Annotated in this window: 13 protein-coding genes; 7 read left to right on the forward strand and 6 right to left on the reverse strand. The window is 63.3% G+C overall.

Going from position 1 to position 21,022, the window contains the following annotated elements:
* Positions 1 to 469 precede the first annotated feature (469 nt).
* Positions 470 to 3,505, reverse strand: coding sequence for a hypothetical protein (locus HPY44_08775; GenBank protein ID NSW56094.1), 3,036 nt, complete (start codon positions 3,503 to 3,505; stop codon positions 470 to 472).
* Between the two features lie 180 nt (positions 3,506 to 3,685).
* On the opposite strand from HPY44_08775, the gene HPY44_08780 reads away from it, so the two are divergent.
* Positions 3,686 to 4,435, forward strand: coding sequence for an IclR family transcriptional regulator (locus HPY44_08780; GenBank protein ID NSW56095.1), 750 nt, complete (start codon positions 3,686 to 3,688; stop codon positions 4,433 to 4,435).
* A gap of 119 nt (positions 4,436 to 4,554) precedes the next feature.
* A complete protein-coding gene (locus HPY44_08785) occupies positions 4,555 to 6,837 on the forward strand; it encodes a hypothetical protein (protein NSW56096.1) in 2,283 nt (760 codons plus the stop codon).
* A gap of 25 nt (positions 6,838 to 6,862) precedes the next feature.
* On the opposite strand, the gene HPY44_08790 is transcribed toward HPY44_08785, so the two are convergent.
* Positions 6,863 to 7,867: a succinylglutamate desuccinylase/aspartoacylase family protein gene (locus HPY44_08790; GenBank protein ID NSW56097.1), complete on the reverse strand. Its 1,005-nt coding sequence runs from the start codon at positions 7,865 to 7,867 to the stop codon at positions 6,863 to 6,865.
* 221 nt (positions 7,868 to 8,088) lie between these two features.
* On the opposite strand from HPY44_08790, the gene HPY44_08795 reads away from it, so the two are divergent.
* The 4 genes from HPY44_08795 to HPY44_08810 all read left to right on the forward strand — a co-directional run bounded on the left by HPY44_08795 (position 8,089) and on the right by HPY44_08810 (position 14,607).
* The gene (locus HPY44_08795; GenBank protein NSW56098.1) at positions 8,089 to 12,231 is read left to right on the forward strand and encodes a PD40 domain-containing protein; all 4,143 of its coding nucleotides are present in this window, start codon (positions 8,089 to 8,091) and stop codon (positions 12,229 to 12,231) included.
* 81 nt (positions 12,232 to 12,312) lie between these two features.
* Positions 12,313 to 12,558 (forward strand): hypothetical protein, encoded by a 246-nt coding sequence (locus HPY44_08800; protein ID NSW56099.1) that lies wholly within the window; start codon positions 12,313 to 12,315, stop codon positions 12,556 to 12,558.
* A complete protein-coding gene (locus tag HPY44_08805; protein NSW56100.1) occupies positions 12,558 to 13,778 on the forward strand; it encodes a right-handed parallel beta-helix repeat-containing protein in 1,221 nt (406 codons plus the stop codon). The genes HPY44_08800 and HPY44_08805 overlap by 1 nt, the downstream gene beginning before the upstream one ends.
* A 22-nt stretch (positions 13,779 to 13,800) precedes the next feature.
* A complete protein-coding gene (locus tag HPY44_08810) occupies positions 13,801 to 14,607 on the forward strand; it encodes a sugar phosphate isomerase/epimerase (protein NSW56101.1) in 807 nt (268 codons plus the stop codon).
* 5 nt (positions 14,608 to 14,612) lie between these two features.
* On the opposite strand, the gene HPY44_08815 is transcribed toward HPY44_08810, so the two are convergent.
* The 3 genes from HPY44_08815 to HPY44_08825 all read right to left on the reverse strand — a co-directional run bounded on the left by HPY44_08815 (position 14,613) and on the right by HPY44_08825 (position 18,381).
* Complete coding sequence (locus tag HPY44_08815; GenBank protein ID NSW56102.1) at positions 14,613 to 15,857, reverse strand: hypothetical protein; 1,245 nt, start codon at positions 15,855 to 15,857, stop codon at positions 14,613 to 14,615.
* A gap of 39 nt (positions 15,858 to 15,896) precedes the next feature.
* Positions 15,897 to 17,156 (reverse strand): FAD-dependent oxidoreductase, encoded by a 1,260-nt coding sequence (locus tag HPY44_08820; protein ID NSW56103.1) that lies wholly within the window; start codon positions 17,154 to 17,156, stop codon positions 15,897 to 15,899.
* A gap of 136 nt (positions 17,157 to 17,292) precedes the next feature.
* Positions 17,293 to 18,381 (reverse strand): hypothetical protein, encoded by a 1,089-nt coding sequence (locus HPY44_08825; protein ID NSW56104.1) that lies wholly within the window; start codon positions 18,379 to 18,381, stop codon positions 17,293 to 17,295.
* A gap of 122 nt (positions 18,382 to 18,503) precedes the next feature.
* On the opposite strand from HPY44_08825, the gene HPY44_08830 reads away from it, so the two are divergent.
* Positions 18,504 to 19,613 carry a hypothetical protein gene (locus tag HPY44_08830; GenBank protein ID NSW56105.1) on the forward strand — a complete coding sequence of 370 codons (1,110 nt, stop codon included), beginning with the start codon at positions 18,504 to 18,506 and terminating at the stop codon, positions 19,611 to 19,613.
* Between the two features lie 119 nt (positions 19,614 to 19,732).
* Here the strand turns inward: HPY44_08830 and HPY44_08835 are convergent, their stop codons facing one another.
* Complete coding sequence (locus tag HPY44_08835) at positions 19,733 to 20,926, reverse strand: Gfo/Idh/MocA family oxidoreductase (protein ID NSW56106.1); 1,194 nt, start codon at positions 20,924 to 20,926, stop codon at positions 19,733 to 19,735.
* Between the last annotated feature and the right edge of the window lie 96 nt (positions 20,927 to 21,022).

A 21,022-nucleotide genomic window follows, 5' to 3' on the forward strand; every position in this document is an offset into this window, starting at 1 on the left:
TCCCGTGCGTCTTGACAATGTTGGGTGCCACATGCAGCGTCCCACACTCCACGACTCACCCCGACCGCACTCGTTCCGCAAGAGTCGCTCCACGCTTGCCTGCGCATTCCGGGTCACCGGGAATACAGGGGCCGCAGTGTCAGGTCATCGGTTATGAACTATCCGCCGGGACCCGCCTGACGGATGCTGTCGACGCCAAGCCGTCCAGCGTGTACTTCGACGGCGAGACACGAGGCCATCTGCGACAACATGGTCCCTCCGCACATCCCAACCGCCATGTTCTCAGGCACCCCTGGAGGGACTGGTCTCAGGTGTCTAGCGTTCGCAGCGACATCCTGTGGCGAACGAAGCGCCCTACCCCATTCTTCCCGGCCCTTCACTCATCCTGCCGCATCCACGGGCAGACAATGAGAGACAGCCGGCGGCATATTAGCCCCGCCTGCAAAGGTCTGGTCGGACGAGCCTTGCCTCAACCCTCCGCCTTGTACCACTTGCCTTCCCAGGGCGCCAGATCCACCGTGAACCACACGTACCCGTCTTCACCCATCCTCAGTTCCAGCCCCGGGTACTTTCGCCCTTCATCACGCATCAGCCCTATCCGGACGGGGCCGCCAATTCCGGCCCGCTCCCGGATCAGGATCATCTCCCCCCGGCTGGCAAGATACACCCGCACATTGTGTGGGGCGATCACCGGACGATCTATCCAGGCCTCGCCGGCCAGGTAGTCGAACAAAGGCGCCATTGCGTCCCGTGGCTCTTGCCTCGGCTCCAGTCCCCAGAGCGGCTCGTGCGCGAACCCAAGCGGGAAGCCGAAAGCGAAGACTGACGCGTAGCCCCTCCGTGTGCGCGCACCAATCACCGAACCGTCGCCAGCCTTCAGCACTGGCTCGCCCTGGTCGAATGTCCCCACTGGCGGCACCTTTCCGAAGTTCAACATCAGCTCGCGTGTCCCGGGCTCTTCGACCAATTCCACCGTCTGCTTCCCTTTGAGGTCCGCTGTGCCGGCATAGTCCCACATGCCCACCCATCTTTGCAGCACGGGGTGGAACGCCTTCTTCGGTTCCAGCCTCGGCCCACGCTTGCCTACCCATCCCAGTGCGAGCACTTTCGGGCCGTCTTCCGTCGCGCCATTGAGCCAGGCGTCCAGCGCGGTCCAGGCGCAGGCGGGGAAGTCGATGGCCATTTGTGGGATGATCACCAGACGGTAGGGCGACAGGTCCACCTTGAAGGGCGGGCAGTCCCCGGCCGGCGCGTACACCAGGTCGCGGTCCTGCACGATGTCGAACTCCACGTTGAGCTGTGTCAGGAACTCGGCCACCGCCCGCACATTGCCGTAGTCCAGTCCGCTCATGTTGGAGTGCGCGAGATTGGTATTGCGCACGATCAGCACCTGCACCGGGCGGTCCAGGGGGAACTCTATGCCCTCGGTGGCGGGTATGAATTCGCCCATCCATTCCAGCACCGGCGTCCTGTGGGGCTTCGCACCGTCGTGGGCACCGCTCATGTGCGGCCACGCGTAGGTTTGCGTCCACGCCGCGCCGCCGCCGATCTCGTCGAAAAGCGCACCACGGTAGTAGTTGAGGATCTCCTGCGGCCGATCGCGGTTGCCGCCCTCTCCCTCCCCTGACGCAATGCCGACGGACGGACTGCCTGGGGCCAACGCGTACGGCCTGTAGGCCGAGATCACTTTGATCGCCTTGCGCACCGTGGCCCACGGAGGCAGATCGGCCAAGTCGGTATTGCTGTCGTGGCAGCCCACGCCGATCACGTCAAAGGGCAGCTCGGCCCGGCGGTACAGGTGCAGAAAATGCCAGCTTGCAGTGAGGTCCTGGGCGTTGGAGTAGAAAAGCAGCTGATTAGGCATCGCCTGACGCACGATTTTCGCCCAGTTCACCAGCATGTCGAACAGCAGTTCGTCCTCGCGCATCTCGTAGAAGTCAATCCACAGCGGGTCTTCGGGCGAGAACTGGTTGTGGGAGGTACACGCGCCCTTGCGCACGTGGGGTTCGGAGACGCCCAACGGCCACGGCCACAATGGCAGCGGAATATCTTCCCACGTCGTGGCATCGGCGAAAGGGTCTTCCCTGCCTCTGAAGCCGGGCACCAGCACCTGCTCGCGGGGCTTCCCGGGCCAATGTTCCGCCGTCCATTCGCGCTGATCATATGCCGAGCGGTCCGCGTAGTCATACCCCCACGACGTCTGGCGTCTGAACTCCTCGAGAGTGCCGTACTTGCGGGCGAGGAAGTCCGCGAAGAGCGCCTTCTGGTGAGGGTTGTCCAGGTCGTGCTCCAGGACAATGTCCTCCTCGCCGATCATCATTCCCAGTACGTGGGGACACTGGGAGTACCGGGCCATGATCTTCCGGGTCGCGAGCGCCTGCGCTTCCAGCACTTCCGGGTAAAGGTGGTATCGCGCCCGGTATGGCGGAGGCACGATAGGGTGCGCAGACCAGTAGAAATCACCTTCGAACACAATGTAGCGTCCGTGAGCCCAGGCGCGGCGCACGAAATGGTCCAGCAGGTCCACGGTGCGGTCAAAGTGGAGGTTCAAAGCAACCGAGCCGGATGGTTGCTTTTCCAGCTTCGCCCACTCGCCATTCTCATCAAGCAGCGATCCCCAGCCCAGCATGCGCACGTAAAGATTCACGCCACTGTCAGCCATGAGGTCCAGGTCGGCCTCAAGCTGATCCAGGTCCCAGCCTGTCACACCCAGCCCACCGGACTGGCCGTAGATGGTGAAGAACAGATGTCGCACCTTGCCCGATCCGTCCCGCAGTTGCCCGGTTGCGGGGTCGATGCGCGAGAAGTCGGCAAACTGCGCAGCCCATTCCGGACGCTCGGGCGGCGTATCCATGCGGATAGCATTAGCCCGGTCTGCCACCCAAGAGTCGCGAAGCGCCTGATTATGCGCCGCGAAGCGTTTCTGAAGCAATTCGCGGGGCAGGATTGCGAAATCCCGGCCCCAGAAAGCGCCGTCTCCCGCTGCGTAGCCGCCCTGATCGGTCACGGGCACCCACTCTCCCCCACCCTCACCACGCTCCCAGCCCTCGGGCGGATCGTCGCACCACTGCCAGGTCAGGTCGGTGATGTAGTCCTTCCACGTCCCGTCCTCATACTCCACGCGCATCTGGACATACAACTGCGGGGTCCAGTCCGAGTGAACCTTGGCCGCAAGGCGCACGGTTCTAGGGTGAACGAGGTCGGTCACGTCAATCCAGACCGGCGTCGCCTGATGGGTGTCGTGCCCCTCGGCGATGAGTTTGCCCTCGAGGTAGAGGGCCACGGTCATTCGCGGCGCAGTACACAGGACCGCGCGCTTGATGCCATCTTCGAGTTCCCAGCTTCCCCGGAAATGGGTCAGCTTCGAGTTCCCGGCACCGATGAACCGGGCATCATCCGGAACATAAGGCGAAGGTTCCGTGGGCGGGTACCATACCGGCTCCTGCGCGATGCCAAACCCGCACGAGAGCCACAATACGCCAGCGATCAGGGCGGTGTTGCGCATGATGGACAGCCCTCCGTGAACGCCCTTGTGTCAGCAGTCAGCTTTTCGCTGAAAGAGCGGAGTTCCCTTCTCCCACCGCTACCGGTGGCCGGAGTTCGATGACCGCTTGACCCCTCCGCATGACTTCACTATAATTGAAGTGTCTTCAATTATAATGAATATCCAGAGGAGCGCCGCACCGTGATTCAGTCCATCGAACGGGCCTTCAGCGTCCTGGACTACCTGGTTCTGCGGTCACTGTCAGGTGACGGCGCTCCTTTGCAGGACATCGCCCGGCATTTGGATGTTGCGGCTCCCACAGCCCACAACATCCTGAAGACCATGGTGGGCTGCGGATACCTGGGGCGGGATGATCAGGGCGGCTATACCCTGGGACCTCGCTGCAGGGATATCGCCCGTGGAAGCGCCCTTTCTGGGGGGCTCATCGCAGCTGCAACCGGCGCTGTTCACGCCCTCGCCGAGCTCACAGGGGAATCGGTCGTGCTCGCCACGCTGGTCCATGGCAAGCGGCTGCCCGTCCTGCGTGCTGAGGGGCAAGAGGTGGTGCGTGTGGCAACCAGCGTCGAGACAGGCAGCGGCTACTGGGGAATGGTGACCGGTCGCGTGCTTGCCGCCTGGGCTGATGCCCAGGAACTGAGGGAGATTCTGGACGCGAACGGGCTGCCCGGAGAAGCCTGGGGTGGCATCGAAAGCGAGACCGAATTGGCCGAAGCTCTTGGCGCGGTGCGGCGAGACGGGCACGCGGTGCAGATCGAGGAAGACCGGGGCATCGCGGCGCTCGCGGTCCCGGTTTTCGATCCCGGCGGGCAGGTGCTCGCGGCGCTGGGGGTCTACCTCCCATCCATGCGCGCCAACCCGGAGCGCATGGAAGCCCTTCTCGCCGATGCGCGCAGCTCCGCGGACCGCCTTGGCACGCATGCGCTGGACTGATTCACAATGTGCTCGTTACTGCTTTTCGACTGTGCGGAGCCTTACTCGCCCGACGGCGCGAGCAAACCGTGCCCTAGCCCCATCTACCGTCCACTTTTCCCAGGAGGACCCTTCCCACGATGGACCTCACCTGCACCCACAGAGTCGTAGACAGCGCACTTACCGGGCGCGTCAAGCAGTACGCCTACCAATCCCTGCGCGTGGATCTCGTGGGGATCGCCAACATTGAGCGCTTCGCCAAGGCTCCAGCGCGCATGTCGCCCCAGGGCATCCTGCCAACAGCGAAATCCGTGGTGGTCATGGCCATCCACCACCCCGACGCTGCTATCGAAATGGGTGGGATCAAGCATCCCCAGGAGATCGGTCCATACCGGGTTCAGTACTGGATGAACTCGCGGCTGGACGAGATCTCGTACCGTCTCGGGCTTATGCTGGAACGCGAAGGCTACGCGGCTGTGCCCATTGTCAGCTCCAATATCTGGCGCTACAAGGGCTACAAGGACCTCACAGCCCATTTCGCGCCGGACGTGAGTCACATTCACGCTGCAGTGGCTGCCGGGCTTGCCGAGCACGGGTACAACGGGCTCGCGATTACACCCGAGTTCGGCGCGAGGCAGCGGTATGTGACGGTCATTACCGACGCGGTGTTGGAGCCCACGCCGCTGCTGGAGCCCGGCAGCGTCTGCGACATGTGCAATCTGTGCGTGAAGCACTGTCTTTCAGGGGCTCTGTCCAAGGAAGTCGATGGTCTCAATGTGGTGGAGATCGAGGATAAGCGCTACACCTTCGCCCGGAAGAACCTGTGGCGCTGCGCTTGGGGTGAACATTTCGATCTGGACCTCGACCTGCCGATCCCCGACACGGTTGATGAAGACGTGATCCTGGAGCAGGTGGCGATCCACGGATTCCGGGGCGGCGAGATGGGGAGCTGTCTGCGCTACTGCGTTCCCGCGAACAAGCGCTACTTCCAGCCCGAATACACAAATGCCCCGCGGCGCAGACGGGACCTTGAGCCGGCGCCGGTGGTGGACCGGAGCTTCCAGGATCAGCTTGCGGCGGTGGCCCAGGGGCAAGGTGTGGAGTTCGTTGTGGTCAGTTCCGCTCAAGACCTGGCCGCCGAGGGCATCGATCTGAAAAAGGAACTGCCGGACGCCGTGAGCGCCATGACACTCGGGGTCTTCTATCGCAAACCCGAGGGCCGCGACACGGTGGCTTCAGCCCGTCAGTACCTCGTAGAGCTCGCGGCCTATGACGTCGCTCGAATGCTGGAGCGCCGGGGTTACAGTGCCATGTCCTGCACGGAGTTCCCGGAGAAAGCGTTCCAGGCAACATTGCAGGGGATCCCTGGGAATTGGCAGGTTGCCACTGCAACCGTGATCAGCAGCGCGCCGCTGTGCCCCACCTCCCGCGAACTCAAGGCGCCGGAAGCGCCGCGAGCGTGTCCGGACGAGGCGGCGAGGGCTTTGAAGCGATTCCTCACCGAGCTGGGCGCTGATCTTGTGGGAGTAGCCCCCGCTTCGCGTATTGCGGAGATGCAGCCCGCGTTGGCCCAACTGTTCGACGGAAAAGAGCATCTCGTTGCAAGAGACAAGTCCCAGCGGATGCATCCCTATGAGCCGGAAATCCACGTCGAAACGATCAGGACGAAAACGCCGGATGACCACCTGCCCGGCGCGAAATCGGTAATCGTGGTGGGCTTGCGTCTGCCCAGAGCCAGCGTTGAACGCACCGCGCTGGAGCCTGCCGAAGCGGTGGGCCCGTACGCATTTGCCCAATACGAGAGCATCAACCTTCTGGCCCTCTGGGGCTTCCGGGCGATGCGCTGGCTGGAGGACCGGGGACACCGCGCCGCGCTCACTTTCGACCTCACCGGGACCGGTTCTGTGGTCGGTAACCCTCGCGGCGAGCAGCCCGATGCCTTCTGCAATCGCTTCGCGGCGGTGGCTGCAGGGCTTGGGCGCATCGGCAAAGGGGGGTTCGTGCTGACACCGGAGTTCGGGCCGAATGTACGCTTCGCAGCGATCGTGACGGACGCCGAGATTGCCCCGGATGGTTTTCCTGCGGATGCGGCGGTTCTTTCCACTTGCGAGAATTGCTCGCGCTGCGTGGACGCCTGCCGCACCTGCGCTTTCACCGACCAGGTGCGCCTCGATCTTGGCGGGATCACCGAAACCTTTCACCTGTTGGATCGGGATCGCTGCGATTGGGCGAAGCGGTACTCGCTGGTGGGTGAGGAGGGCGTGAACTTCGTGGGTTGGGAGATGAACGTGGAAATTCCGGACAAAATCGACGCAGACACCCTGGATGCAGCCCTGCGGCAGCAGCCGGCAATTCCGAAGCATCGCCCGTGCAACTTCGAGGCGTGCGTACTGGCATGCCCGCTGGCCAGGGAGCAGGGATAGACGAGGGGATATGCGCCGGGTTGACTTACCTTTCCAGCCCGACCACTTTCGCCACGATCTCCCCTGCCGTCACATACGGGTGCTGGGCTGCCAGGGACACATCGCAGTTTTCTCGCGGGCAGCCCAGCACTGAAAGCCGTCCGGCCACCGGTGCGGTCAGCGGCAGCGTCACTAGACTCTCTTCCGCCAGCACATGCCCCAGCAGGTGCCCTTCATCCACGAAATCACACAGCTTCACCGCTGATTGCACCCAAAGGCCGTTCGCCGGCGCGGGGACCTCATGCTGGATAGCTGTGTCCAGCCAGACCTGCGGTTCGGCGGGAATCTCCGGCTCTCCCGGCAGCAGGCCCAGGTGCCGGGCGATGTTCACTGCGCACCGCAGGCCCAGGGCCACCTGGTCCAGGTCCACGAGGTACTGTCCGGCAAGCTCGACACTCAATGCCGCCCGGCCGCTGTCATTGAACAGCGCGCCCATAGTGTTGGGATGCTCGCGGCTGATTGGGTTCTGGGAGCGCGGGCGAGGGTTCACAAATGGCAACGCGCCAATGCGTGCGAGTTCCAGGCTGGGCGCGTAATCCTGGCGCGGCAGGGCGGTGGGTGTGGTGAACTTATTCCAGCAGTGGATGTCCAGGCAGTGCGTGGCCCGCACGCAAACGGCGTCGTGGATTGCCGCCGACATGCGCTGGCTGTCATTGCCCTGTGGGTCCCCCGGCCACGTGAGATTCATGTTGTGACCGTCCGCGTCACCGTAAGGGCGCTCGGGGCCCGAGGAGATGTGTGGACGGCGCTTGCGAATCGCCACCAGGTTCCCGAAGGGCACCGCGAGGACCGAGCCGCGCTGCAGGTCGGTCCGGGCAATATCCACCAGGCGACGGATGACCTCGATCCCCTGCACCTCATTGCCATGCTGGGCGGCGATGAGCATGAGCGCAGGTCCCTCCACGCCGCTGAGCACTTCCCAGTACGGAACGCGGAGCAGATCGGAGGACTCAAGCAGCACCTCGATGTGGTTCACGCGCACTTCCGGCATGGGGTGACCTCCCGGGATGAATTGGGGGCATTGTAGCACGGGCGCTGATGAAGGCAGGAGGAAAAGGCGGCGCGGGCGAAGGGGCCTCCGCAAAGAGTGTGCCACTGCTTTCCGCACCTGCAACCGCCTGCGGTTGCCGCAGAGCAGTTGTGCCCTGGGAGCACACCACTGTGAAGCGGCGTCTGCCGATGACGTCAGCCCTGCAACGGAGGATGCGAGTCATGTCTCTGCGCGTTGTGCGCCCTGGCCTGCTTGCGGCCCTGATCATCCCCGCGGCTGTGGCGGCAATGGACAACCCACACTTCGGCCTTGACTGCCCCCGGGAGTCCGCGATCATCGCGGGAAGGCCCGAGTACTGCAAGCCGCCGATAACCGTTGAATGCATGGCACGGCTCACGGACAAGCAATCTTACAACATCCTCGTGGCCAATGAGACCAAGGCCTCGGCCACCCACTGGGAGCTTTTCACCACGCCCCGAGACGGCATTTTCACCGCCTATCTGCCTGGTCGCAGGCCGGACCATGTTCGCGCGAACACTGACATCGTGGATGGTAAATGGCACCGGATCGGGATGATCATGGAAGAGCGCCGGGTCCGGTTGTACGTGGACGGCGAGATGAAAGCAGACCAGACGGTTACGGCCCTGGAGAAGGAGGGCATCCCGGGCGGACTTGCGGTGGGTGCGTTAGTGACCGGCGAGTTGTCCTGCTGGGGCCGCATCGGCTCACTCAGTATCCTCAGAGGGGCCCAGGTGCCGCTGAAGGGCCCAGTGGAGCCCTCCGGCGTCAATATGCCTGCCGGTCCGGATCATGTCGGCGTGTGGGTCTTCGCTACCCCTGTTGACGGCAAGTTCAAAGACCAGTCACCTTTGGGGAACGATGCTGCTCTCAAACGTGACACAGCCTGGGTCTACACCGGCCAGCAGCGCATCCCGGGCGGTATGCCCACCAATCTGCAGCCCCTCCCTGCGCCTGAAGACGCTGCGCCGCTGAGGCACGCGCTGGAGGGCATCACAGCCCGGCTGAGCCTGCAGTCTGTGGACTGCCCGGCGATTCGGGACAATGTCCTGCGCGCGTGGAACCGGGAACTTTCCGGATACGGGCAGAGAGACTATGCGGATTCTCGACCATCCGCCGCCGATCCACAGGCCGTGCGCGAGCAAGTTTTCGACCCGCACGCGCTGATCTGGGAGGACGATGGCGGGCCCGTGGGGACGGCTCTGCGCCGCACATCGGCGCTCATCACCCGTCTGCGCGACTTAGGCGCGGGGGAGCAACTCGAACCTGTGGCGGCGGACCTGGCAGTACTCAAGGCAGCCTGGAATGGAGAGCCCAGCCACGAGGATGTGGTCACTGTGGGTCCATACTATCTGGCTGCCTGTGCCCTGCGGCGCAAGGCCTCTCTGCTCAACCCGTTGCTGGATTTCGACGACATCCTCTGCGTTGCCCGGGGGACCTTCGCGGGCTCAGTACGCTCGAACCCGGCAAATGCGGATTACCAGGGCGGACATTTCTCCACACAGTATTTCGGCTTCAATGCCCTGCCCGGCGGCGGATTGTTCATCATCAGGAACTTTCGGGATAAGCCGGTCGCGGTCAACATCCTGGAAAACTCCGTGGTCCAGAACGGACGCCTCAGGGGCCGCAAGCTCGACCGCGGGGCCTTCGCGACACCCGACCTGTCATACGACGGGAAAACCGTGGTTTTCGCCTGGACCGAGAACTCCGAGCATCGCTGGACGTACTCGCGCAAGACCGCCTGGCACCTGTTTCGGGTGAACATCGATGGGAGCGAACTGACGCAACTCACCGACGGGCCGTATAGCGATTTCGACCCGTGCTGGTTACCCAATGGACGCATCGCCTTTATCTCCGAGCGGCGCGGCGGGCACATCCGGTGTTTCGCGGCGTATCTCAAGGTCCGCAACTACACGCTGTTTTCCATGAAGGCCGACGGAACCAACATTGTGCCGCTGAGCTACTACGAGACCGCCGAATGGAACCCCTCGGTGGACAACGACGGGCGCCTGGTGTTCACGCGCTGGGACTACACTGACCGCGAGAACTGCCTGGGCACCCGCATCTGGATCAGCAACCCGGATGGCACCGACCCGCGCGCACTCCACGGCAATTACCCTCACCCGTACCACACTTTCCCGGATCACAAGCCCTGGGGCGTCTACCCCAATGGGCGCGAGTTCGACAGCAGAATGGGCGCGCCGCTGGTGGAGATGGGCATTCGCGCGGTGCCTGGCTCGCACAAGTACATCTGCACCGCCGCACCCCACCACGGCGAAGTATATGGGTCCCTTGCGATGCTGGATCTGCGGGTCGAAGACGACGGACACATGTCCCAGGTGCGCCGTGTCACGCCAGACGAGCATTTTCCCGAGACTGAGGTTCCTGGTCGACGGCATTACAAATACGGTACCCCCTGGCCGCTCAGTGAGGATTTCTACCTGTGCAATGTGTGGGAAGACCTGGCGCTGGTGGATCGTTTCGGGAATACCGAACTTCTCTGCGAGTTAGCAGCCCTCCCATGCCCGCAGGATGAGCGCCTGCGAATAGTCGAGCCAATTCCCGTGAAGCCACGACCGCTGCCGCCTGTCATGCCCCCGCGCACCCGACAGGGCGAATCCGCGGCTGAGGATGCCCCGAAGGCTACGGTCGCGGTGATGAATGTCTACGATTCCGACCTGCCCTTCCCGCCGGGCACGAAGATCAAGTGGCTGCGGGTCACGCAGAACATCCTCAAAGAGAACCACGCCATGGGCGAACCGATGATCGGCTACGAGCGCGAGAACACGCCGCGCATCCCGCTGGGGATTGTGCCGGTCGAGGAGGACGGGAGCGCGTACTTCGAAGCGCCGGTGGCGAAGGAACTCATCTTCCAGGCGCTGGACGAGAACTACATGGCGGTGCAGTCCATGCGTTCGGTGGCCTTCGTGCATCCCGGCGAGCAACTGAGTTGCGTGGGTTGCCATGAGCCAAAAGAGACCGCCCCGAGAGTGGCGAACAAACCCATTGCGCTCTTGAGAGAGCCTTCGCAACTGCAGCCGGAGATCGATCCCATCGAGCCCATCAGCTATTACCGGCAGATCAAGCCGATCTTCGAAAACACCTGCCTGAAATGCCACCAGGCCCAGGGCAAGGGCCCGCAGGATATGAGCTACGAGGCCCTGCGGGAGGATTACACATTCTGGTTCTCCGGTGCCATGTACACCGACATGGCCAATGCGTACAGCGGCGTGCATGGCGGGTCGCGCACGATCCCCGGCCGCTTCGGCGCGAGAGCCTCCAAGATCGGGCAGGCATTGCTGGGCGAAGAGCACCGGAAGGTCGTCTCTGAACGAGACCGGCGCACGGTGAACCTGTGGCTGGACTCCAATTCCCTCCGCCTGGGCGCATACACACGGGAAGCCGCGCAACTGCGGGGCGAACTGGTCTGGCCGGGGTTGGACGTGGATCCACTAAACATTCTGGGCGTCGAGGGCCGCGGCAGGCCGCTGAAACGGAACTTTTGGCATGAGAATATGTACGGCCCACACCCGCTTCTGCTTTCAGAACACGCGCATGATCGCGTGGTGATCCTCGACGCTGCCGGGTTGGTTCGCTGGGAATACAGTATTCCCCACCCGCAGGACGTGTGGATGCTTCCAGACGGCAATGTTCTCGTCGCGTGGACCCACGGCGTGCGCGAGGTGGACAGGGAAGGACGCACCGTCTGGGAGTACAAGACCGATCCCCCCAATGAGATTCCCAACTGTCAGCCCCTGCCCGACGGTAGGGTGCTCATCGGCATCGTGGGCGAATGTCGCCTGATCGAGATAGACCGCACCGGCAAGATTACCCACGAAGTGAAGCTGTCCACGTCGGTCAGGGAACCGCACGCGCAGTTCCGCTTCTGCCGTAAGACCCCGCAGGGGACGTATCTCGTGCCCTTCACCGCCGAGGGTGCGGTTCGCGAATTGGACCGCGACGGCAAGGTCATCCGCGAGTTCCCCCGAAGGCCCATGCCGGTCTCCGCGGTGCGGCTGGATGACGGGCACACCCTCATCACCGCCGGTGGCGCGGTCACTGAATATGACGCGAACGGCGCGGTCTGTTGGGAGCTGTCGCCCAATGACCTCGCGGACATCAACGTTGGCACTCTTGCGGGTATGCAGCGACTGGAAAACGGAAACACCATCGTGTGCAACTGGAATACCCGGGATGAAGGCGACCTGATCGGCGCCCACATCCTCGAAGTGACCCCAGACCAGCGCATCGTCTGGCAACTCACGGGAGACACCGTGGGACAGGTGGCCCAGTGCCAGGTTCTCACGCCGGAGCTTGGCTACCGGAATGAGCGGGTGTGGCGGTAGATGCACGCAAGAAATGTCAGCATGGAGGGGAATCGCATTCGACTGGCGCGTGCAGAACGGGGAAGCCGAACACGACGCCGGGTGGATCTCCTCACGCTTGACGGCGTATTCGTCTGGATCAGGCCCCCCGCGCTCGTGAAAACCCAGAACAGCCGGCACGACAGCGTGGTGGACTTCGCTTTCTGCACTCAGCCCGAACGCTTCTTGCACATCGAATCCGGGATCGTACAGGTGGAGGGTGACTTCGATTGGGGAAATGTCGCGGACGCTCCCGACCACCGGCCTATCACTGCACATGTCATTTTCAAGACACAGGAGCCACGATGATGAAACCCCTGACCGCTCTGCTCTGCGCTTTGCTCTCAGCCGCGTCCTTCGCTCAGACCGACCTTCTCAATGTGCGCGAGTTCGGCGCAATTGGCGACGGCCAGGCTGACGATACCCAGGCCTTCCTCAATGCTGTAGCCGCCGGGAGGGACTCCGGCCGCCATGTGTATGTGCCGCGTGGCTCCTATCGCATCTCCGCAACCATCGCCCTGGAGAACATCGGAATCACCGGGCCGACAGTGGGTGCGTGGCCGGCGGACATCAACGCGCTCCCGGCGATTATCCCCACTCACACCGACGGCCCGGCCTTCCATCTCGGGGCGGGAGGGTCGCTGCAGGGCATCGACATCACCTGTTCACCCAAAGATGACTGGGAGACCGGACCCGCGGCCATACTCATCTCGGGCATCGGTGCATATGTGCGCAATTGTCGCATTCGCTACCCGTGGGACGGGATCATCACCGACGGCAAGAGCAATGTGGGCCGGCTGAACATCGAGAACGTGTTCATCGTATCGCCCCGGAACGTGGGCGTGCGGGTGACGGGGACATGGGATGTGCCCGCCTTGCGGAACATCGAGGTCTGGAACGCCGGGCTGACAAAGCGCGGCATGGAGAAGGGCATCGCGTTCCATCTCGGTAAGAATGATCTGATCCGCGTCACCGACTGTTTTGCCTTCGCCATGCGATACGGGTTCCTGCTGGAAGACAAGATCGAAGGCTGCGAGATCGAGGGCGGCACCTGGGGCTGCCTCACCGGGTGCTCCACAGACTTCTGCCCCCAGGGCATCGTGATCCGCGGCGAGCACACTGTCAGCATCACCGGCGGCACCTACTGGGAGCACCAGGAGAGCCTCGTGGTGGACGGAAAATCGCGGGTGCGGGTGACCGGCGCGGAACTGAAATCGAACGGCGCGCCGTCGGTGGTTGTCCGGGATGCGGACCATGTGGTCATCACTGGTTGCAGCATCCTGCGGAACATGGACGGCTTCGATGCCCCCGCGGTGTCTTTCGAAGGTGGGAGGCTGGTCCTGGGCGACAACCACATCGAAGCGGCCGGGGTCGGCGTGCACATTGGTCCCGGTATTGTGGGCGGCGTGATCCGGGGAAACCTCATCGACGCGCACGGCAACCGGGCAGTCGAATGCAGTCCTGAAGCCGAGAGCAAGGTACTTGTGGAGGGGAACCTGGACCAGCCATCCCCTTCACCCGAGGAATAAGCACGGGAACGCGAGGGCACCGATGATCATCGGCGGCATGGTCTGGCGACTGGGCGACGAAGTGGGCTTTTTCGAGCAGATCCGGTGGTTCCGCGATCACGGGATGGAGGGTGTTGCCTTCCATACGGCACCCGCCTTCAGGGGCGCGTGGGCGAGCTTCGACGTGCGCACTGCGACGACTGAGGATCGAGCGAAACTGCGGAAAGCGGTCGCAGGCTTCGCTGAGGTAAGCATTCACGCGGAGTTTGACAACTACGACGTGAGCCTGTGTAGCCCGAATGAACTGGTGCGCCGGGCCTCGGTGGAGACGCTCCGGGGATCGCTCGAACTGGCGGCGGAGCTCGGGGCGCCTGTGGTCACGGTGCATGAGGGCCAGACCCATTCCGACGCGCCCCTTGAGGTTCGCAGGCAGGCGCTTGCGCGATCCGTTGATGAACTGGGGCTCCTGGCAGTAGAGATCGGCACCTCAGTGGGGTTCGAATTGACCGCGAACTACGACTTGGTCCTCGAAGCCGAAGGGCCGGTGGGCATCACCCTCGACGTGGGCCACGTGTCGATGGACGACGGCGCGGGGTATCGCGGCTTCGGCACCATTGGTGGGTTGATCCGGGTGCTTGGGCCGAAGCTGATCCATGTGCATGTTCACGACTTTGACGGCGCGCGGGACCACATCGCCCTGGGGGCCGGGCACATTGACTTTCTCGAACTGGTGACCGCGCTGCGGGAGATCGAGTATCAGGGCATGCTCTGCCTGGAACTGGCCCCCGGCGTCACCGAACCGGACGACTACGTGCGCGGGATGAGCCTGTTGCGCGACCTGGGTGCCTGAGGCCGTCAGCTCGCAAACTCTTCGGCCAGCTCCCGGGCGATCTGCGCCCATTCCCACAGACGCTGCGGCTGTCGCATGACCGTGCTAATGTCTTTCAGAACGATCTCCACCACGCACCCCTGCAGCTGCTCCAGTTCCCGTCGTAGCTCTCGCCGCGCGACTTCCGGGTCCCAGGTGGTCATCGCCAGGATCGCCGGATTCGGTTTGAGCGAGGCCACGTAATCGCGCCCCAGTTGCCGGGCCATCGAGACCTTGTCACATTTGGGGCTGACCGACACCTTGCGCAGGTTGGGTATCTGCCGCAACAGGTCCATCTTCGTGTGCAGGGGCTCGCAGCAACCGTAGTAGGTCAGTCCCCAGTGCGTGAGCCAGCGCATCTCGTGGCGCAGGGCGAACTCCCAGTGCATTTCGGGCGAGATCTCTGAAAAGATCTGGGGCGTTGCGCAACCCCACAGGTCGCACGGGCGCACCTTGTCCGGGTTGCAGTCCGGCGGGGGCAGTTCATCAGTCGCGCTCAGGCCGCCTGAACCCGCCCGGTCGTTTGCACTGGGAAGCGACAGCAGATTCAGTTCCTGCCAGCGGGCCAATCGCGCCAGGTGCCCGTCCACCAGGCGCTCCATGCAGGCGTTCACCAGGTCCGGATTCAGCACCATGTCCAGCATGGCGCGTTCCACGCCATACCAGGTAATGAGCAGGTCCCAGGGCGCGAACCACATGTGGGTGATGCCCCGTTTGCGTACGGGCATGATGTCTCCGAACAGATCGGACAGGTACTCAAAGCCCCGTTCGGTAGCCTCCTCGTCGTGGTACACCTCCGGGATCTGGATCTCCATAACATCCTCGAGACTGTGGAACTGCTCATGAAAATGCCGGCTGGCGAGGCCGCTCTCAGTGGTGACGTCAGCGTCCTCGGAGATGCCGAACCCGGTGTCGCGGATGGCCAGCCCCGACCAGACGATGCCGTCGAAGACCTGGTCGTCCTGAAGATGCTCCCACTGGTAGATGCGCTGGCGCATCCCCATCTCCATACCGTGCAGCCCCGGGTCTTCGCAGCGCGGCGTCAGCTCATCATTTACATTCATCTCGTGCCACGGGATCTGGTAGATGAGCAGCATGGGGCGCACTGGACGCAGGGAGTTCAGGCTTTTCCACTGGGAGAAACGCTCGGCCTGCACCGGGAGCGCAGAGATCTCAGCGATGCGTTTCGCCAGGTCCCGAAGGACGTTGCGGTCAGAGTCGGACATGGGCATGGGGGGGCTCCCTGTCATCTAGACGAATGGATTCGAGCGCTACTGCTGGTAACCTCGCGCGGACATCTCGCCCACGAGATCAGACACCGGAAAGCCGCGTAGACCGCAGCCGGAGTCGAGAGCCATACGGGCAGCAATCGCGGCAGCCTCGCCCATGGCGTAGCAGTCGGCGATGATCCGGTAACTCGCCTCGGCCTCATGATCGCCGCCGATGCAGCGCCCGGCGACGATGATGCCTTCCAGACCCGCGGGCAGCAAGGCACGATACGGCACATGGTACGGCTGCACCTTCTCCACATAAATCGCCGGCTCGTCTGCGCGGCATTTGTGGATGTCGATAGCCTGGGTGACGGTGAACAATCCGTCCTCGTGGCGGGTCCCGGCGCGCACATCCTCGAGCATAATGTTCGCATCACAGACGATGCGCCGGCTCTCGCGAATGCCCGGGATCGGCGACAGATGCCCATACTCGATGCCCGCGAACTGGGGCACATGATCGCGCAGAGCGTGGAAAATGGTGTCGGCCTGCTTCCGCAGAGCGACGATAGCCTGGGAGAGCTGCTCTGCGTCCAGCGGACTGAGATCCGTTACGTGAGACAGCCCGGACCAGTACGAGTGCGCAGTGGCGGGCAGAGTGCGCACGTCCGCACGGTCGTAGGGCAGGAGCTTCGCGATCCCCGCCTTCTCCCCCGCCTCCTGGGCCAGGCGGGCGAAGTCATCGCGCTTGATATAACCACCCGTGTAGTTTGTGATGAGATGGAACAGGGTGATCGACTGCCACGCGCCGTCCGACGGCCTGCCAAAGCGAAAGTCTGCACCGGCGCGGGCTGCAATGTCGGCGTCCCCGGTGGCGTCAATGACCACCTTTGCGCGGATAGCGTGGCGGCCGCTCTTGGATTCGACGATGACACCACCGAGCTGTCCATCCTCGACCATAAGTGGCGCGACCGCGGCGGACAGGTACAACGGGCGCACCCCCGCTTCGGCAATCAGCGAGTCGAAGTAAGGGACAACTTCAAAGGGATTGTAGTACGGCCACTTGCAGATGCCCCGGTGGTTGATTTCCTCCAGGAACTCTCTCGCGAAGCCGCCCTTGTTTTCGAAATCGCTGAGCCACGTGGTGACCTGAGTCACCATCCCGCCGGGGGTGGCGGAGTTCTCCACCATAACCACGGAAAGGCCAAGTCGCGCGGCGCAGACAGCGGCAGCGACACCGGCAGTTCCGCCGCCAGCGACCACCAGATCCACGTCGTGCGAGACGGGTATGTGTCGCTCTGGTTCGGTGACGAAGTCGGTCATGTCTCGGTCTCCAGTACAAGACTTCGCGTCCGGCAGGACAACCGGGCCGAACAGACAGCAGACGGCGGCGGGCGAGACGCCCGCACCACGCAGAGGACCGCGTAGACCGACCGTCCCGGTCGGCGGTGCGTCTGCCCTACCCCGCTACACCCGCGCGGTCCGTCCGCGGACAATGGGCGCGCATGTCATCCAGCCACCTGCGGCCTTGGTCCACGTCGGTTACGTCACGCACAAAGATGAACCGCGTGCCCTCGGGCGCATTGTCGATAAGCCGGCGGATATCGGCATCCGTGATCCAACTGATCACATGCACTGGCGCATCGGGGCCGCCGAAGTGCTCCAGGATCGGGTCCCAGCCACGCCGTGCTGGAACGCGATTGAAGGCGTAGAACCCGGGCACTTCCTTGAACAGCGGGAACTGGTGCTCAGCATCGGCACAGCAGTGAACACCCAGGCCGCCGAAGGTCTCGGCCAGATCCAGCAGTTCAGGTTGGACGAACCGCCGGTAGGTCTCGTTGTTGACCGCACCGCACTCGTCGTTGCTCAACCACGGAGCGCGTTCCGGAGGTGCCCAGGCGGCAGGGCAGTGGCAGGGGCTCATGTTGGGAAACTCCCGCCGAAGTTCGGCGAGAAAGGTCTTCAGGAGCCGCGCGCACTTCCCGATCAGGCGCTCTGCGGCAAGTGACTCTTCGTCGTCCATCATCGCCATGAAGAAATCCTGTTTGTTCCAGACCAGACAGGCGGTGTCGAAGCCACTCTGGACATCGCACGGGCCGAAGTAGAAGTCGGGCCTCAGTTCCTTCCGCACGAGGTCGCCCAGTTCGAAGACCCGGTACAGCACCGGCTGCTTCCAGATGTCCGGCTCCGGAAGCGCGTCGGCTTCTTCGGCGGTGCGAACCAGGGGCAGGGCAGCGGGGTTGCTCTCTTCGAAAAGGTGAACGGGGCAGCCAAAAGCCGCGGCGTAGATGTGGGTGCCCGTGGAAAGCTTAGCGGTAGGAACCGCGTCATCGCCAACGGCTTCCAGCATATCCACCTGTCGCTGGTAGTTGTCCACGATCCACGGGACCCACTCACTGACGGGACGGTCCGAGAGGGTGTAGTCGCCATGCTCAAGAGTGTGGATGGGAGTGGATGCGGCATGCAGGCAGAACGCGTGGCCCTCGAAGGGCCCTTTGTCGTAGATGTTCCGCAGGAAAGCCTCGTTCCGCGCGATCAGGCTGGTCATGGTTGCACTCCCGGGAAGTCATGGCGCTTGTGGCCCGCGCCCGTCTATAATAGAAGAGGGAATTGTAGGCTGCAAGGGTGCCGTCACCCCGTTACACGATACCCGCCAGAGAAGGGGCTGCCATGCTGCGCACCTTGGCCGCGCTGACCGGACTTGTGATCCTTACCTGCACCCACTGCGGAGCGTGGGAGATGGACTCTTTCCTGATCGGCGTCTGGGGCCAACCGGGAGACGACATCGAGGCATCGGCCTTCCGCAGAGCCGGGTTTACCACGGTCTTCGCCACGCCCGAGACGCTGGACCTGTGCAAGCAGCACGGGCTGACGGTGCTCCTGAAGGACTACAGTCCTGAGCAGGTCAACGCGCTGCGCGATGACCCGGCGATCTGGGGGTATTTCGTGCACGATGAGCCCAAGGCGGAGCAGTTCGAGGAAATTGGGCAGAAGGTGGCGGCCTTGCATGAGGCCGATCCGTCACATCCTGCGTACGTGAATCTTATGGCGTGGATGAACCTCGAAGACTACATCGCCAAGGTGCAGCCTCGGGTGCTGAGCTACGACTACTACCAGTGGTGGTGGGGAACCGAGAACCACATCTGGCGTCTCGAGGCTCACCGCGCCGCGGCGTTGAAGGCCGGCATCCCGCTGGTCTGCTGGATCGAGGGCAATGCCGACAAGCGCTGGGAGTGGGGCGAAAAGGGACAGACCACCCTGCCGGACAATGGTCCCAAACTACGCCAGAGCGTGTACACAAGTCTCGCTTACGGGGTCAAGGGAGTGCTCTGGTTCAACAGCTACGTGATCTTCGAACATGGCAGCGGACGGAAGATCCGGCCACAGCTGCGCAAAGGCGGCAGGGACGTGGCGCAGCTCAACCGGGAGATGCGCGCCATGGGGCCGGAACTGGTGCGGCTGCAGTCCGTGGACGTGGTCCACACGGACCCGGTGCCCAAGAACGCCCGGGGGATCGGTCCTGACTGCCCCGTGCAACTCCAAGGGCGGGAACTGACCCTCGGGCTTTTCGAGGACCCCGAGGGCCGGACACTGGCGATGATCGTGAACCGGAGCATCACGCGGCCCAGTTACGCCATCTTGAGATTCCCGCAGGAACAAGCGATGATGTTCGACCGAGAGAAGGGCCGGTGGGAATGCATGGTGCCACCGGCCAGACCTGGTACCGCGGAAATGATTCTCCAGCCAGGTGATGGGGTACTGCTGAGGCTGGAACATTGAGACACGCAGATGCGACCGACGAAGGACAGGGGGCCGGTGCTCCTCCCCGTATCCCGCCGGGACCATTGGCTCTGAATCCGCTTACCCAACTTCGCCCAATGGCGTCGCTCAGGGCGCAGCTACCTCGGGACCTCCACCCGTCGGCCCTCGGATGCGGAGACGTACGCGGCGAAGATCACCGCCACCACGTCCCGCGCCAGCATCCAGCCCGAAAGCGGCTCCCGATCGTGAACGACGCAGTCCACGAAATCCTGTATCTCCTGGTGATACCCGCTGGCCCAGTGCTCATCCGGCGAAGCGAAGTTCCAGCCCGCGCGTGTGGAGATTTTCTCGGCCAGATACTCATTGCCCCAGGAGTCCTCAGACGGACCGTATGCCATACAGGCGTCGTTGGGGTTGATGCGACACTGGATTCGTCCCGTGCTCAGGAATACGTCGAGATGATTGTAGATGCCGCCAAGAACCACGTCGGATGAACACACCTGTGCCATGGAGCCATCCTCGAAGGTGATGATGACCACCCCGAAGTCCTCGCAGTCTACAAGCCCTGTCTTCAGATACTTGCGCGGCTCCTCCACGAAGGACTCGATCCGCGTCAGGAAACCCGTATCGGCCATGACATGGGCCGGACGGATCGGAGCGCCCTTGCGCGCGAGCCCCTCCGCCTGCTTCATGTAACAGACCCCGCCCACCGGATGGGAGCCGGTGCGCAGGAGCGATCCGCCGCCCGCAAGCCGCCAATACTTGGCGTAGGATGCGTGGGACCCGGGGTGTGACTCTTCAGCCACCATGCGCAGCACCGTTCCCCCGCTGGATTCCATGAGTCTGCGGGCTTTCTGTACCGCGGGTGCGTAGACCCAGTTCTCCGCATACATGAACTTCACGCCGGTCTCTCGCAGAACACTCTCCATTTGGTCGCAGGCGCCCATCACATAGTCCATCATGTGCGCACGGGGGATCGTGTCGCCGATGTTCTCGTCAGGGGCCTGTCCGGGTTCGCCGCAATAACCTGTGAGGGGCTTCTCAACGACCACATGCTTGCCCGCCTGCGCCGCGAGTTGCGCCATGGGCAGGTGAACGTTGGTGGGCACGCACAGGTCGATTACATCCACATCTACGGTATCCAGCATCTCCTCGAGGGATGCGCAGACGTGGGGAACGCTGAACTTCGAGGCGAAAGCATTGCGGCTCTCCTCGCGCTGGGAGGTGACAGCGACGACGCGGGCGTCGACGCCTTTGGCATCGTGGTACGCGAGAGCATGAAAATCAGCGGCGAAACCCGCTCCGACCATGCCAATGCGCAATTCGTCCATTGGGGAGACTCCCTTCGCGGTGTTTGGCGGATTGTAGCGGAAAGAGGGTCGACTGACCAGAACCGAACTTTTCGCGAAGGACACCCGTGAGCGCGG

This window comes from Armatimonadota bacterium, assembly GCA_013314775.1.
Lineage (GTDB): Bacteria > Armatimonadota > Zipacnadia > Zipacnadales > JABUFB01 > JABUFB01.